The sequence below is a fragment of the Sphingobium sp. genome (assembly GCF_036170395.1).
In the GTDB taxonomy this organism is placed as follows: Bacteria; Pseudomonadota; Alphaproteobacteria; order Sphingomonadales; family Sphingomonadaceae; genus Sphingobium.
In genome coordinates, this window is the sequence record NZ_JAVHPD010000058.1 from 1 (window position 1) to 15217 (window position 15217).

Annotated in this window: 15 protein-coding genes and 1 pseudogene; 9 read left to right on the forward strand and 7 right to left on the reverse strand. The window is 67.4% G+C overall.

Translation table 11 applies throughout. The annotated features are described in order from the left end of the window. The 4 genes and pseudogenes from ftsH to V2B31_RS14680 form a co-directional block, all read left to right on the forward strand. On the forward strand, positions 1-1359 hold a 1359-nt coding region (ftsH, locus tag V2B31_RS14665; RefSeq protein ID WP_328279774.1), incomplete at its 5' end, for an ATP-dependent zinc metalloprotease FtsH. Between the two features lie 117 nt (positions 1360-1476). After that, positions 1477-2010, forward strand: coding sequence for a DUF192 domain-containing protein (locus V2B31_RS14670; protein ID WP_328279776.1), 534 nt, complete (start codon positions 1477-1479; stop codon positions 2008-2010). 50 nt (positions 2011-2060) lie between these two features. After that, on the forward strand, positions 2061-2459 hold the full coding sequence (locus tag V2B31_RS14675) for an NADH:ubiquinone oxidoreductase subunit NDUFA12 (RefSeq protein ID WP_328279778.1): 399 nt from the start codon (positions 2061-2063) through the stop codon (positions 2457-2459). 245 nt (positions 2460-2704) lie between these two features. Further along, positions 2705-2875: pseudogene (locus V2B31_RS14680) on the forward strand (DUF2155 domain-containing protein); the annotation flags it as partial. Positions 2876-2910: 35 nt separating this feature from the next. Here the strand turns inward: V2B31_RS14680 and aat are convergent. Further along, positions 2911-3660 (reverse strand): leucyl/phenylalanyl-tRNA--protein transferase, encoded by a 750-nt coding sequence (aat, locus tag V2B31_RS14685; protein WP_328279780.1) that lies wholly within the window; start codon positions 3658-3660, stop codon positions 2911-2913. Positions 3661-3750: 90 nt separating this feature from the next. On the opposite strand from aat, the gene V2B31_RS14690 reads away from it, so the two are divergent. Both V2B31_RS14690 and V2B31_RS20065 read left to right on the forward strand, forming a co-directional pair. Further along, positions 3751-5007, forward strand: a complete 1257-nt coding sequence (locus V2B31_RS14690; RefSeq protein WP_328279782.1) for a dipeptidase — start codon at positions 3751-3753, stop codon at positions 5005-5007. 300 nt (positions 5008-5307) lie between these two features. Then, positions 5308-5532: a DUF3601 domain-containing protein gene (locus V2B31_RS20065; RefSeq protein WP_443022113.1), complete on the forward strand. Its 225-nt coding sequence runs from the start codon at positions 5308-5310 to the stop codon at positions 5530-5532. 145 nt (positions 5533-5677) lie between these two features. Here the strand turns inward: V2B31_RS20065 and V2B31_RS14695 are convergent, their stop codons facing one another. Further along, positions 5678-6706, reverse strand: a complete 1029-nt coding sequence (locus V2B31_RS14695) for a S66 peptidase family protein (protein ID WP_328279785.1) — start codon at positions 6704-6706, stop codon at positions 5678-5680. Beyond that, positions 6706-7149 (reverse strand): cupin domain-containing protein, encoded by a 444-nt coding sequence (locus V2B31_RS14700; RefSeq protein WP_328279788.1) that lies wholly within the window; start codon positions 7147-7149, stop codon positions 6706-6708. Before V2B31_RS14700 ends, V2B31_RS14695 begins: the two co-directional genes overlap by 1 nt. Before the next feature lie 54 nt (positions 7150-7203). Here V2B31_RS14700 and dapE point away from each other — a divergent pair, with 54 nt between their 5' ends. Continuing rightward, positions 7204-8343 (forward strand): succinyl-diaminopimelate desuccinylase, encoded by a 1140-nt coding sequence (dapE, locus tag V2B31_RS14705; protein ID WP_328279789.1) that lies wholly within the window; start codon positions 7204-7206, stop codon positions 8341-8343. Positions 8344-8560: 217 nt separating this feature from the next. On the opposite strand, the gene V2B31_RS14710 is transcribed toward dapE, so the two are convergent. The 4 genes from V2B31_RS14710 to V2B31_RS14725 form a co-directional block, all read right to left on the reverse strand. Next, positions 8561-10246: a putative bifunctional diguanylate cyclase/phosphodiesterase gene (locus tag V2B31_RS14710; protein ID WP_328279791.1), complete on the reverse strand. Its 1686-nt coding sequence runs from the start codon at positions 10244-10246 to the stop codon at positions 8561-8563. Between the two features lie 103 nt (positions 10247-10349). Then, entirely contained in the window at positions 10350-10901 is a 552-nt protein-coding gene (locus V2B31_RS14715; RefSeq protein ID WP_328279793.1) for a Smr/MutS family protein, read from the reverse strand. Positions 10902-10904: 3 nt separating this feature from the next. Then, on the reverse strand, positions 10905-12164 hold the full coding sequence (gene mltA, locus V2B31_RS14720) for a murein transglycosylase A (protein ID WP_328279795.1): 1260 nt from the start codon (positions 12162-12164) through the stop codon (positions 10905-10907). Positions 12165-12168: 4 nt separating this feature from the next. Next, positions 12169-12822: a Tim44/TimA family putative adaptor protein gene (locus V2B31_RS14725; protein WP_328279800.1), complete on the reverse strand. Its 654-nt coding sequence runs from the start codon at positions 12820-12822 to the stop codon at positions 12169-12171. Positions 12823-13005: 183 nt separating this feature from the next. Between V2B31_RS14725 and secB the strand changes: the two genes are divergently transcribed. Together secB and murJ are read left to right on the forward strand one after the other, a co-directional pair. Then, positions 13006-13506 carry a protein-export chaperone SecB gene (gene secB, locus V2B31_RS14730; protein WP_328279803.1) on the forward strand — a complete coding sequence of 167 codons (501 nt, stop codon included), beginning with the start codon at positions 13006-13008 and terminating at the stop codon, positions 13504-13506. A gap of 123 nt (positions 13507-13629) precedes the next feature. Further along, positions 13630-15204, forward strand: coding sequence for a murein biosynthesis integral membrane protein MurJ (gene murJ, locus V2B31_RS14735; RefSeq protein WP_328279805.1), 1575 nt, complete (start codon positions 13630-13632; stop codon positions 15202-15204). Positions 15205-15217 lie beyond the last annotated feature (13 nt).

Below are 15217 nucleotides of genomic sequence, written 5' to 3' on the forward strand. Positions count from 1 at the left end.
CCCAAGGGCGCGCTGCTGGTCGGTTCGCCCGGCACCGGCAAGACGCTGCTGGCCCGCGCGATCGCGGGCGAAGCGGGCGTGCCTTTCTTCACTATCTCCGGCTCCGACTTCGTCGAGATGTTCGTCGGCGTCGGCGCCAGCCGCGTGCGCGACATGTTCGAGCAGGCTAAGAAGAACGCGCCCTGCATCGTCTTCATCGACGAAATCGACGCGGTCGGCCGTCATCGCGGCGCGGGCCTCGGCAATGGCAATGACGAGCGCGAGCAGACGCTGAACCAGCTTCTGGTCGAAATGGACGGGTTTGAGGCGAACGAGGGCATCATCATCGTCGCGGCGACCAACCGCCCCGACGTGCTCGATCCCGCGCTACTGCGCCCCGGCCGCTTCGACCGGCAGGTCGTGGTGCCGCGCCCCGACATCGAAGGGCGCGAGAAGATCCTGGCCGTCCACATGAAGAAGGTGCCGCTGGCCCCCGACGTCAATCCGCGCACCATCGCGCGTGGCACGCCGGGTTTCTCGGGCGCGGACCTCGCCAATCTGGTCAACGAAGCCGCGCTGATGGCCGCGCGCCGGGGCAAGCGCCTCGTCGCCATGGACGAGTTCGAGGCGGCCAAGGACAAGGTCATGATGGGCAGCGAGCGACGCTCGATGGTCATGACCGACGATGAAAAGAAGATGACCGCCTATCATGAGGCGGGGCACGCGATCGTCGCGGTCCATGAACCGGCGTCCGACCCGATCCACAAGGCGACGATCATCCCGCGCGGCCGCGCGCTGGGCATGGTGATGCGCCTGCCGGAGCGCGACAGCTACAGCTATCATCGCGACAAGATGCACGCCAACATGGCCGTCGCCATGGGCGGCCGCGTCGCCGAGGAGATCATCTTCGGCTATGACAAGGTGTCGAGCGGTGCATCGGGGGACATCCAATATGCCACCCGCCTGGCGCGCGACATGGTCACGCAATGGGGCATGTCCGACGAACTCGGCCCGCTCCAATATGAGGAGCAGCAGGGCGAGACTTTCCTCGGCTATTCACAGAGCCAGCGCGTCCATATGTCGGACGAGACGGCCAAGCTGATCGACAAGGAAATCCGCAGCCTGGTCGAAAAGGGCTATACCCGCGCGCAGGACGTGCTGAAGGGCCATGAGGACCAGCTCCACCTGCTCGCCAACGCGCTGCTCGAATATGAGACGCTGACCGGCGAGGAGATCAAGACCCTGCTCGACAAGGGCGAGATCACCCGCGACGACGGTACCACGATCAAGCCTTCGACCATACCGGCGGCCGGAAGCTCGATCCCCCGGAGCCGCAAGCGCAAGGGGCCGTTCGGCGATCCCGCCCCGCTCGGGGCCTGACGCCGACACATGAACAAAGGGGCGCCGCCGCAAGGCCGCGCCCCTTTTTCGTGCCCGTGGTGGAGGATCAGGGTTAATCCCCTCCCCTCGCCGCGCGAATCGCTTTAGGCAGGCGGGATGACCCGCTTCGCTGCCCTTCTCGCCCTTGCCCTCGCCGCCTGCGCCAGTCAGCCGGCCGCCAACAACGCGACTCAGCCGGAAGCGCGCAGCGAGGCGCAAGCAACCACCATCCCGCTCGTCATCCGCACGGCGAAGACTACGCACCGCTTCGACGTGGAGGTCGCCCGCACGCCGCAGCAGCAAGAACAGGGGCTGATGTTCCGCAAGAGCCTCGGCCCCGACACCGGGATGCTCTTTCCCATGGACCCGCCCCGCACCGCCAGCTTCTGGATGAAGGACACGCTGATCCCGCTCGACATGCTGTTCATCCACACCGACGGGACGATCGCTTTCCTCAAATCCAACACCGAACCCTATTCGCGCGTCCCGGTGTCGGCCGGCGTCCCCGTCGCCGCCGTGCTCGAACTGGCGGGCGGGCGCGCGGCGGCGCTCGGGATCAAGGAAGGCGACAGCGTCGCCTGGGGTGGTTGCGCCGTACCGCAGGAGAAGGTCGAGACCGACCTCAATTTCTGTCCGCGCCCGCCGCCCTGACGCCCGCCGCCTCTTGCCCGCGCCCGCCGCAGCGGCTAAGCGCTGGACCCATGGGCATCCTCGGCAAGATCTTCACCTGGTGGGATGGCGCGACCATCGGCACTTCGCTTTTCACCGCTCGCAAGGGCAAGAAGGTGGGCGAGGATCATATGGGCAATTTCTACTATGAAGGCGGCACCGGCATTGACGGCCGCCCGCGCCGCTGGGTGATCTACAACGGACCGAACGACGCCAGCCGCGTGCCCGCCGAATGGCATGGCTGGCTGCACCACACGATCGAAGGCGCGCCCGAAAGCCTGCTGCCCCCGCCGCGCATCTGGGAAAGGGACTACACCCCCAACGCCACCGGCACGCCCAATGCCTATCGCCCGTCCGGCGCTCTGGAAAAGGGCGGCCTGCGCCAGAAGGCGACCGGCGACTATGAAGCGTGGAGCCCCGACGCGGCATGACCCGGCCCGCGGCGGGCGTCCTCCCGCCGATCCTGCGCGCCCTGCCCGCCCTTTGCTGCGTCGCGGCGCTCGGTGGCTGTGGCGGGGACGACATGCCGACGGCGAACCGCTCCGGCCCGGTGAAGGTGGAGAGCAGCCCGATCCGCAGCGTGGATTCGGGTGCGCTTTCGGGCACGCCAATGGCGCAGCGCACCGCCGTGGTCGGCCTGCTCAACAAGCGCAACGGCCTTACCCGCGATCTCAGCATGAAGCCCGGCGAGGCGCTGCGCGTGGGCGACGCGATCGTCCGGCTCCAGGCCTGCGAGACCACCGCGCCCTGGGAAAATGTGCAGGAAACCGGCGCGTTCGTGCAGCTCGATGTCCGGTCGAGCGCCGACAATAAATGGCGGCGCGCCTTTTCAGGCTGGCTGTTCCGCGACCGGCCCGACCGTAATGTCGTGCAGCACCCGGTCTATGACGTCTGGGTCAAGAGTTGCGCGATGGAATGGCCCGAAAGCGGCCCGTCGACGGTCAAGCTCGGCGGCAAGGGCGAGCCGGTCGCCGCCTCTTCCCGCGCCAGGGGATCGAACGCGAGCGAGGCCGCCTCGCCCGAACCCGCCAGCAATGCGCCCGCGCCCAGCGCCACCTCGCCGACCGCCGCACCCAGCAACTGAAGATAGTCGCGCTGGCTGATCTCCACCGCGCCCATGGTGCGGAGATGATCGGTCATGAACTGGCAGTCGAGCAGGGTGAAGCCGGCAAAGCGCAGCCGCGCCACCAGCCAGGCGAGCGCCACCTTCGACGCATCGGTGCGCCGCGACACCATCGATTCGCCGAAGAAGGCGCGGCCCAGCGCCACCCCATACAGCCCGCCGACCAGTTCCTTGCCGTCCCACACCTCGATCGAATGGGCGTATCCCATCGCGTGCAGCTGGCGATAGGCGCGCTCGATCGCATGGTTGATCCAGGTCGATGGCCGGTCGGTCGCGCTTTGGGCGCAAAGCGCGACGATCCCGGCGAAGTCGCGGTTGGCGGTGACGCGGAAACGATCCCGCCTTATGACCTTCAGCAGCGAATGGGACAGGTGAAACCCGTCCAGCGGCACGACCGCCCTGCGCTTGGGCTCGACCCAATAGACGTCCGGCGCGTCCCGATGGTGGGCCATGGGAAAGACGCCGATCGAATAAGCTTGCAGCAGGATGAGCGGTTCGATGCTGGTCACGGACCATGACTTTAGCAGAGGCTGGGCGCGCGAACAGCCCGAATGACGCGGCCGATTGACAGCCGCCGTCCCGCTCCTACGCTTGCCGCCATGAAGACACGCCTGATCCTGCTCGCCCTCTGCCTCGCCGCGCCCGCCGCCCATGCCGCTGACGATCTCTATGCCGCGCGGATCGCGCGCCTGCTCAAGGCCACGCCGCTGATCGACGGGCATAATGACTGGCCCGAAGCGCTGACCGACAAGGCGAAGGACGCGCGCTGGACGATGGACCTGACCCGGCTCGACCCGGCCGTCTATCATACCGACATCGCGCGGCTGCGCGCAGGCGGGGTGGGCGGGCAATTCTGGTCGGTCTGGGTATCGGCCGACTTGCCCGAAGTGCAACAGGTGCAGGATACGGTGGAGCAGATCGACCTCGCCCACAGCTTCGCGCGCCGTTACCCAAAGGATTTCGCCTTCGTCACCACGGCCGCCCAACTGCGCGCGGCGCATAAGGCGGGCAGGATCGCGTCGATGATCGGGGTCGAGGGCGGCGGGCAGATCGACGGCAGCCTCGCCGTGCTGCGCGCCTATCGCGACCTTGGCGCATCCTATCTGACGCTGACCCACAGCCGCACCATCGCCTGGGCCGACAGCGCCACCGACAATCCGCAGCATGACGGCCTCACCCCCTTCGGCGAGAGTGTGGTGGCCGAACTCAATCGCCTGGGGATGCTCGTGGACCTGAGCCATGTCAGCGAGGCGACGATGCTCGACGCGCTGCGGGTCAGCAAGGCGCCCGTCATCTTTTCCCACTCCAGCGCCCGCGCGCTCTGCAACACGCCGCGCAACGTGTCCGACGCGATGCTGCGCGAGGTGGCGAAAAATGGCGGCGTGGTGATGGTCAACTATGCGCCGCAATATGTCTCCGAAGCGCGCCGCGTCTGGAGCGCCAACCGCAGCGCGGAGGTCGCGCGCTACAATGCCCCGCCCTTCGGCGGGCTCTACATCGGCGACCCGGCGGCGGCGAAGGCGGCGCTCGCGGCGTGGGAGAAGGCCAATCCCGAGCCGGTCGTTACTTTATCGCAGGCGGCCGACCATATCGACCATATCGCCAAGGTCGCGGGGGTGGATCATGTGGGGATCGGCAGCGACTATGACGGCGTGGGCTCATTGCCGCAGGGGCTGGGCGGGGTGGAGACTTACCCCGCCCTCCTCGCCGAACTGATGCGCCGCGGCTGGACCGACCGCGACCTTGCCAAGCTGGCGGGCGAGAATGTGCTGCGGGTGATGGCGGCGGCGGAGAAGGTGGCGGCGGGGATGACGGGGGTGGATGGGATGGATGGGGTGGATGGGGTGAGGCGGTAGGCTGTAGTTCCCCCTCCCGTTTACGGGAGGGGGCTAGGGGGTGGGCCAGGCGTTGCGACAGCCCACCCCGCTGCGACTAACACGCTACGCGCGCAAGTCTCGCTGCCCCTCCCGCGAGCGGGAGGGGAACAGCCACGAACGACCATTTTTGGCAGTTTAGACTATCCAGTTCTGATCCCGATTGCGGACATAGGCATGACAGCATAAGCCAGCCTCATGATTGGACCGCATCCTTCGGGACATTGGACAGGCGCAGGGTGTAAGCCAGCACTCCAGCACTTGGCCGCAAATCATCGATATATGGTTGTTTCAGAGTTTGTTGATTTTGACGGATACGTTCACAGAGAGGGCGAGGCATGGACCTTTCTTGGTGCTAGCTTCCTACCCTATGACGATGGGCAGTCACTTTTCGTTTCGTTGGACGGCAAATCTGAGTGGCAGATCCGCCTACAATGGCGACCTGATGCGCAGGGGCACATCCTGGATTATCTCGAACGGTACGTTCAACTAGAGGAAGTCTGCTAATACGCTCTACAGAGCATTTAGCAGACCGTCCGCCATCCCCTCCCCGTCATGCCTGCGAAGGCTGGCATCTCTCTCCTTCTGGCGGCGCGCTCGAAAGAAAAGAGAGATCCCAGCCTACGCCGGGATGACGGAAGGTGGAGGCGGCTTAACCAACCGCCGCCTCCAACAACCGGATCGTCCCCGCGCCTGCATCCATTTCCGCCATCACGCCCATCGGCAGGCTATATTGGTTGGCAACATGGCCGAACTGGCCGCCCTGGAACGCCGGCACGCCGAGCGGCTCCAGATGCTGTTGCAGCACTACCGACAAGGTAAAGCCGCCATAGCTCGCGCCCGATGGGCCGCAGTCGGTGCACTGGCCGAACGCCACGCCCGCGACTTTCCCCAGCACCCCGGCCAACGCCAGCTGCGTCAGCATCCGGTCGATGCTGTAGGGCTGTTCGCTGATGTCCTCCAGGAACAGGATCGCGCCGGTGAAGTCGGGCACATAGGGGGTGCCGATCAGCGCCGCGAGGACACTCAAGTTTCCGCCGATCAGCCGCCCGCGCGCCAAGCCGGGGCGGAAGGTGCGGATGCGGCCCGCGCGCTGCGCCAGCCGGTCCTCCTGCCCCAAGGGCGGCGAGAGCGTCGGCGTCGCGCCGTCGAACGCCACCGCGCGGAAGGCGTCCCAGCTGAACCGGTTCCAGCCGCTCGCCGCGACCGGGCCGTGGATGGTCACGAAGCCCGCCTTGGCCGCGATCGCCAGATGCAGCGCGGTGATGTCCGAAAAGCCGACCAGCAGCTTGGGATTGCGGCGGATCATCGCGAAATCGAGCAAAGGCAGGATGCGCGCGCAGCCCCATCCGCCGCGCACCGCGAAGATCGCGCGCACTTGCGGGTCGGCGAACATCGCGTTGACGTCCGCCGCCCGGTCCTTGTCGGTGCCGGCCAGATAGCCATAGCGTCCCCCCAGGTGCGGCGCGGCCTTGGGCTTGAGGCCCATCGCGACGATCGTCTCCTTGACCACATCGAGGTCGAAGCTGTCGTCGGTGAAGCCCGCCGGCTCGATCAGCCCGACCGTGTCGCCGGGACGCAGCCGGGGCGGCTTGACTGGCCCCGTGCCTGCTGCCTCCACCTGCGTAGCCGCCAGCAACGCACCCGCGCCCGCCATCCAGGACCGCCGGCTCACCCGCATCAATAGGCGCTCCCATCCCGACGCCGGTACTTCCCAGCCGAATAGAGCATGTCGATATCCGAATAATGGCAATCGCCCGCCGGCGGCCGCCCGAAGGCCAGGAACACGCATTCCTCCTGCCCTTCATTGACCAGATGATGGCCATTTGGCTCGCCCTTCGGGAAAGCCGCCATGTCGCCCGCGATCAATAGCGTGCGCCCCTCATCCTCGACCAGCACCGCCTCGCCCGAGAGCAGGATGACGAACTCGTCCTCATCCTCGTGCCAGTGCCGGTGCGACGATCCCGCGCCGGGCTTCAGCACGACATGGCTGACGCCGAAGTCGGCAAGGCCGCTCGCCGGCCCCAGCCGCCGCACCCATCGACCCGCCACCATCGCGGCATGTTCGGCCGGGTAGGTGGTGCTGTCGGTCTGCGCGATCAATTCCAGTTCGATCCGTGGCACGGTGCGTGTCTCCTGCCGCTGGTCAACCCTCGCTGTGTTCGCTAACGCGGCGGGATGCACATGACCAGCACCAATGACGATGCCGTGGCCCTTGCGCAGCGCCTGATCGCCTGTCCGTCCGTCACGCCGGCCACCGGCGCGGTGTTCGACGCGCTGGAGGCGATGCTGGTCCCGCTCGGCTTCGCCGTCGATCGGTTCGTCGTGGGGGAAGCGCCCGATGGGCCGGTGGAGAATCTGCTCGCCTGGCGCACGACCGGCGCCGGGCCGCATCTCGCCTTTGCCGGGCATCTGGACGTGGTGCCGCCCGGCGCGGGCTGGGCCAGCGATCCCTTCGCGCCGGAACTGCGCGGCGATCTGCTCTACGGGCGGGGCGCGGTGGACATGAAGGGATCGATCGCGGCGTTCGTCGCGGCGCTTGGCCTGCTGCCTGACGATCTGCCCGGCACGATCAGCCTCATCATCACCGGCGACGAGGAAGGGCCGGCGACCTATGGCACGCTGGCGCTGATGGACAGGATGGCGGCGCGAGAGCTTCGGCCCGACCTCTGCATCGTCGGCGAGCCGACCTCCTCGGCGAGGCTGGGCGACGTTATGAAGATCGGCCGGCGCGGATCGGTCAATATGTGGATCAGCGTTGCGGGGAGCCAAGGCCATGTCGCCTATCCCCACCTGGCCGACAATCCGATCCCACGGCTGCTGCGCATCCTGAACGCGGTCGAGGCGGAGATGCTGGACGAGGGCACCGACTGGTTCCAGCCCAGCAATATCGAGATCACCGACCTGGAGGTCGGCAACCCCGCCCATAACGTCATCCCGGCGAAGGCGACCGCGCGCATTTCCATCCGCTTCAACGACCGGCACAGCGGCACATCGCTGATCGAGCGGATCAAGGCGCTCGCCGCGGTCGAGGGCGGCACGGTGGAGGCGAAGATCAGCGGCGAAGCGTTCCTGACCGCACCGGGCGCACTGTCCGACCTGCTGGCGGGCGCGATCCGCGACGTGACCGGCGTTGCGGCGGAACTTTCCACCAGCGGCGGCACCTCCGACGCGCGCTTCCTCTCGCGGCTCTGCCCGGTGGTGGAATTCGGCCTCTGCAACGCGACCATGCACAAGCTGGACGAAGCGGTGGCGGTGCAGGATCTGCGCGACTTGACGCGCATCTATGCCCTGGCGGTGGAACGGGCGCTGGGGTGAGGCAGGCGGTGCATAACCCTCCTTCTCCCTCGGAGGGAGAAGGATACGAAGCCTTGCCGCGTAGCGGCTAGGCGGAGTTGGATGAGGGGGATTGGCGGGACATTTGCCTATCTCAGCGAGGTCGCTTCACCCTCACCCAGCTTCGACTAAGGCAGCAAGCTGCCAAGTCTGCGCAGCCCTCTCCCTAGAGGGAGAGGGATATGATGCACATGTCAAACTACCCCGCATCCCTCAGCGGCATCGGCGCCTGACCGCCAAATTGCGCCAGATAGTTTCGCTCCCCCGCCGGCCGCGCCAGGTGATAGCCCTGGAACAGAGTGCAGCCGATCACGCGCAGCACGTCCATCTGCGCCTGGGTTTCGATCCCCTCGACCACCACTTCCATACCCAGCCCCTGGATCAGGCCGACGACGGCGGAGCAGATGGTCCGCGCTTCGGCCGATGTGGCGATGTCGCGCACCAGGCTGCGGTCGATCTTAACCCGGTCGACGGGCAGTTCCTTCAACCGCGACAGGTTGGAATAGCCGGTGCCGAAATCGTCGATCGCGACGCGCACCCCGTCCCTGCGGAGCGCCGCGAGCTGGTCGAGCACACGCGGGTCCATGTCCATCGCCAGCGATTCGGTGATCTCCAGTTCCAGCATCGTCGCCGGCGCGCCATGGGTGGCGATGGCGTGGCGCAGGCGCAGGAAGAAATCGGGCTGGCTCAGTTCCCGGGTCGATATGTTGATCGCGATGCGCTGGCTGAGCCCTGCCTTTGCCCAGCGCGCCGCCGTCTCGCACACCCGGCTCATCACCCAGTCGCCGAGCGCGACGATCGCGCCGCTTTCCTCCGCCATCGGCACGAACGCGCCGGGCATGACCAAGTCGCGTTCGGGGTGCGCCCAGCGGACCAGCGCCTCGGCGGCCACGACGCGGCCCTGCCCCACATCGATCTGCGGCTGGAACTCCAGCAGGAACTCGTCGCGTTGCAGGCCGGTCAAGAGGTCGCGCTCCAGCTCGGCGCGATCCTGCGCCTCCAGCGCCAGCGCGTCGGTGTAGATTTCCGCGCGCCCGCGCCCCTCATGCTTGGCATGATACATGGCGATGTCGGCCGCGCGCAGCAGCCCGGCAAGCGTGTCGCCATGATCGGGATAGCAGGCGATGCCGATCGACGCGCCCAGTTCGACATGCTGGCTGCCGAGGTCGAAACGCTCGCCGAGTGCGAACTGGATCGCCCGCGCGATCCGCTGCGCCGCCGCCGGCCCGGTCAGATGCGGGAAGAACAGGGTGAACTCGTCGCCCGCCAGCCGGCCGATGACGGCGTCGCCGCCGCCGGTGCTGACCTGTGCCATCACTACTTCGCGCAGCCGCCCCGCCACGCGGGCGAGCAATTGGTCGCCCGCCGCATGGCCCAGCGTGTCGTTGACACCCTTGAACCCGTCGAGGTCGATGAAGAAAAGTGTCGGCTGGCCGCTATCGTCATGCTCGGCCAGCAGCCGCTCGACCTGCCGGCAGAAGCTGGTGCGGTTGGCAAGGCCGGTGATCTGGTCGAACAGCGCCAGCGCCTGCACATGATCCAGATTGGTACGGACCTGGCTGAACAGGCTTTCCATCGCCACCGACAGGTCGGGCAGTTCCTGTCCGATTTCCGGCGGGACCGCAGACTGGAGATCGCCATGCGCCGCGGCCAGCAGCCGCTCGGTCGCGGCGTCGATCGCGCTCGCCGTGGTCGCCATCGATCGGGCGGCCGACGCCCAGCTCATCGTGCCGCACAGGATCGCGATGATGAGCGAGCGGCCGATCGCGACCGCGTCATCCTGCTCGCCGGCGGTGTAGGCGAGCACGAGCGACAGGGTGAACACCAGCGCCCCCGCGGCGCAAGCGAAGGCAGCGGCGCGGCTTTTCAACGTCACGCCCTGCATGTGCCTCCTTGCCCCGATGCCCCTGCCCCGCCTTGGAGCGCTCAATCCGGCCGGTATGAAGGAGACTGGTTAAGAAAGGATCAGCGAGAGTCGCTGAATTGCTTCATTTTTTGCGGCGCAGAATGAGGTAAAGCGCGCCGTCGCCGCCATGGCGCGGATGTGCGACGCGGACGCTGGCGATCCGGTCGGCGTGGCGGCTGGTTTCCAGCCAGTGGCCGATCTCGGCCCGAATCGCGCCGCGTCGTGACGATCCCGAAACCATCCCGCTTTTCGGTGGCTTGCCGGTCACGACCAGCAGAACCCGCGCGTCGCGCGCCAGAGCGGCGGCGATCGCCTGGTCGAGCCGGGCATGCGCCGCCGCCAGCGTATCGCCGTGCAGATCGATGCTCATGTCCGGGCTGATCGTTCCGCCCCGGATGCGCCGTTCCCAACTGCTGTCGAGCATCGGCGCGGGCGATCGCGCGGGCGGCGCAGCAAGGATCGGTTGTGGCGCAATGGTTAACCTTTGCGGCGGATCGGCGATCGGCGGCGTCTGTGCCGGCGGGGCCGCCCCGGCGATCTTCGACGCCCTTGCGCCGGGCCGCAGCGGCCGGACGCTACGGGTAAGCGCGCTCCACAGCGCCTCCTCCTCCGCCGACAGCCGCCGCCGGACCATGGATCAGGGCTGGGTCAGGCGCGCGAGCGAGCCGATCGGCAACAGCACAAGCGCGCTGCCCCGCGCCGACATGCCCCCTGCAATCCCCCGCGCCCGCGCGCCCGCGCCCCAGAAACTGTCGAAGCGGTTCGCGCCCTTGATCGCCCCGCCGGTGTCCTGCGCGATCCAGATGCCGTTGGGCTCGGCCCGGTCGAGGCTGAGCAGGACCGGCGCGCCCAGCGGCACGAATTTGGGATCGGCCGCGACCGTCGCTTCGGGCGTCACCGCCACGCCCAGCGCGCCGATCGGCCCCGCGCCGGTCAGTTCGCGGAAAAAGACGAAGCTCTTATTCTCGTTCATGATCGCCGCGCCCTCGGCGGGATTGGCGCGGAGGTAGGCCATGATGTCCTGCATCGATCCGGCCTGGATCAGCCCGCGGTCCTTCATCAGCTTGCCGATGCCGGTATAGTCGCGGCCATTCTGCCCGTCATAGCCGATCCGCATGACGCCGCCGTCGGCCAGCAGCAGCCGGCCCGATCCCTGCACCTGAAGGAAGAAGAATTCGACCGGATCGGCGGCCCAGGCGAGTTCCAGTCCGCGCCCGGCGAGCGATCCGGCGACGATCTGGCCGCGCTCGTCATAGGGGACGAACTTCGTGCCGTTCACCTTGCCCCGGATCGTGCGGCCTTTCAGGCTCTCGCTGAACTGGCCGAGATCGACGTCGATCAGGTCGGTCGGGCGGCGGTAGATCGGCACCTCGTAGCCGGGCTGGCGGGTGCGCGATCCGGCAATCTCCGGCTCATAATAGCCGGTGACGAAGGCCGCACCGTCGCCGACCTGCACCGCCTCGAAATAGCGGGCGAAAAATTCGCTGGCCGATGCGTCGGGCCAGCTCGACACGGCGGCGCAGGCATTGTTCCAGTCGGACCCGCGCGTCAGGCCGCTCTGGTCGGCGCGGCGCATCAATGTCGGACAGGACAGGCGGAACGCAGCGAGCGCGCGGCGCGAGCGTTCGCCCGAGGGGATAAGCGCGGCGATGTCCGGGCCGCGCGTGATGCCAAGGCCAGCGGCGCTGCTCTTGTCGAGCGCGGGATCGGCGGGGAGATCGACCGGCAGCGTGGGACGCGGCGTGGCGGGAATGGGGCGGGTCGCCTGCCCGCTGGTCGCCGGCGGCGCCGGGCGTGTCGGTGCCGGACCGCCGGCCGATGGCGGGATCATACCGCCCGCGCAGGCGGACAGGGCCAGCGCCGCAAGCAGCGCGCCCGCCGACTTCATGCCGATCATGCGATCAGCCTTCGTCGGTTTCGCTGAGCTTCCAGTTGGGGTCCGCGCTGCGAATGTCGCGGGTGAAGGTCCACACGTCGCGGGTGCCGACCGCGTCGGTCATGGAGCCGGCGACGACATTGCCGTCTTTGTCGCGGGTGACGGCGGCAATGTCCGCCTCGAACCGCAGCGCGACTTCGGCGATCCGGTCCTTGACCGACGCCTCGATGATCTGCGCCTTTTCGATGCGGACCAGCCGGTTGTCGAGCACATGCCCCTCCGCCTCGCGCGCGGCGATGGCGGCATCGAACGAGGCGAGCACGTCGGCATCGCACAACCAGGCGAGTTCATCGCGATCACCGCGCCAGAAGGCCTCCAGTACCATCTTGTAGGCGCTTTTCGCCCCATCGACGAATTGCGGCACGTCGAAGCTACGATCGACGGCGATCAGCGCGCGGACGCCATGTTCCGCGCCCGGCGCGATCAGCCCTTCGGCCAGCCGCACCGAATCGCCCGCGCCCTGCGGCACCGGGCTGGGTTGCAGCACGGTTACCTTCGCGCGCTCCTCGGCCGGGCGCAACGCGGGCTCCTGCTCATGCCCGGTCCGCTTGCCCAGCACGGAATAGAGCCGCAGCGCCAGAAAACCGGCGATCATGGCGAGGATGACGATCACATACACGGGGGCTAATACCCTTTGCTCGAAATCAGGTTCCAACGCGCAACATAGGCATGTTTGCACGAGACTTCAAATAGCGCTTGGCCGCGCGCCATTGCTCCTGTCCCAAGCCCCTGCTAAGCGCGCGGGTCATTGTCATCGGGGGCCGCCGCGCCGCCATTCCAACAGGGAAAGCCAGGACCAGTTATGGCCGACGAAACGGACCACATCACCAGCAGCATCGGCAACGGCATCGACACCGCGCCGCAGATCGCGCTCATCAGCCAATATGTGAAGGATCTCTCGTTCGAGAATCCGAACGCACCCGCCGTCTATCAGTGGCAGGACCAGCCGCAGATCGACGTGCAGTTCAACATCGGCGCGGACAAGGTCGGCGAGGAAGTGGTCGAGGTGTCGCTGAAGGTCGAGGTCAAGGCGATCGCGCCGCAGGGCACTGCCTTTGCGGTCGAGCTGCTCTATGCCGGCCTGTTCGGGATGCGCAACGTGCCCGAGGACCAGGCCCAGCCCTTCCTGCTCGCCGAAGCGCCCCGCCTGCTCTTCCCCTTCGCTCGCCGCGTGCTGGCCGACGCGATCCGCGACGGCGGCTTCCCGCCGCTGCTGCTCGACCCGATCGATTTCGGCGGGCTGTACCTCCAGCAGGCGCAGCAGATGGAAGCGACCGCAGGCGAGCCGGCCGGCCACGCCTGATCGGCCGATGACCAAATCTCCGTTCGCCCTGAGCCTGTCGAAGGGCTCGGCAGAGCGAAGCGAAGCCATTTCGCTTCGCTCAATGCCGGGCTTCGACTTCGCTCAGCCCGAACGGAGAAAAAAGTGAAACTCGCGCGCGCTCTTGGCTCGGTCGGCGGGCTGACGCTTGCCAGCCGCATCCTCGCGCTGGTGCGCGATTCGCTCGCCGCGCGCTATGTCGGCGCGGGTTTCGCGTCGGACGCGTTCAACGGCGTCGCCTTCCGCCTGCCCAACATGTTCCGCGCGCTGTTTGCGGAAGGGGCCTTCTCCGCCGCTTTTATCCCGCTGTTCAACCGGAAGGCGGCGGGCGACGGCGGTCTCCCTGCCGGCTATGATTTCGCCCAGCGGGCGCTCGCCGTGCTGCTGCCGGTGCTGATCCTCTTCACCGCTATTCTGATCGCGGCCGCCTGGCCCGTCACTTGGGCGCTCTCCGGCGGCTTTTCGCGGCAGAACCCGACGCCCGAACAGTTCGCCTTCGCGGTCATGCTCTCGCGCATCACCCTGCCCTATCTGGCGCTCATCTCGCTCGCTTCGCTACTGGGCGGCATCCTGAATTCGCTCGACAAATTCTGGGTGAATGCCGCAGCCCCCATCCTGCTCAACCTCAGCATGATCGCGGGGTTGTGGTTTTTCCATGGCCCGAACGAATATGAGACGGCCCGCGTGCAGGCGATTTCGGTGACGGTGGGCGGCGCGCTGCAACTGTTGTGGCTGATGCTCGCCTGCCGCCGCGCCGGCGTGTCGCTGAAGCTGCGGCGGCCGAAATTCGACGCGGACGTCAAGGAACTGCTGCGCCTCATCGTCCCCGCCGCCGCTGGCGCTGGCGCATCGCAGATCAACCTGCTGATTTCGACGGCCCTGTCGGGCTGGCTGCTGGCTTCGGGATCGATCACCTATATCTATTATGCCGACCGGCTGAACCAGTTGCCGCTGGGCCTCATCGGCATCGGCCTTGGCACCATCCTCCTCCCCACCATCTCGCGCATGCTGTCGAAGGGTCAGGAGGCGGAGGCGATGGAGACGCAGAATCGCGGCATCGAACTCGCCCTGTTCCTGACGCTGCCCGCCACCGTCGCCTTTCTGACCGTGGCCGAGCCGATCGTGCGCGGGCTGTTCCAATATGGCCGATTCACCGCCGAGGATGCGATGCGGTGCGGCTGGGCGCTGTCGGCCTTCTCGATCGGGCTGCCCTCCTATGTGCTCGTCAAGGTGCTGACGCCCGGCTATTATGCGCGCGGCGACACCCGAACGCCGGTGCGCTACGCCATGCTCTCGATCCTCATCAACATCGCGGGCAATATGGCGATGATCCCGACCCTGGGGCATATCGGCCCGCCGCTGGCGACGGCGCTGTCCTCGACCGTAAACGTCGCGATGCTCTATCACACGCTGGTCAAGCGCGGCCATTTCGCTGCCGACGCCGGGCTGCGCCGCCGCCTGCCCCGGCTGGCGCTCGCCGCGATCCTGATGGGCGCGGCGCTGCTGGCGGGCGAGCATCTGCTCGATCCCTGGCTGACCGGCGCGATGCTCCAGCGCTATGTCGCTCTCTCGCTGCTTGTCGGCGCGGGCGTTGCGCTATACGGGGCTGCGAGCGTCGCGGTGGGCGCCTACCGCCTGTCCGACATAAGGGCGCTGCTGCGCGCCAAGTCCACAACCTGAATAAAGCAACGGA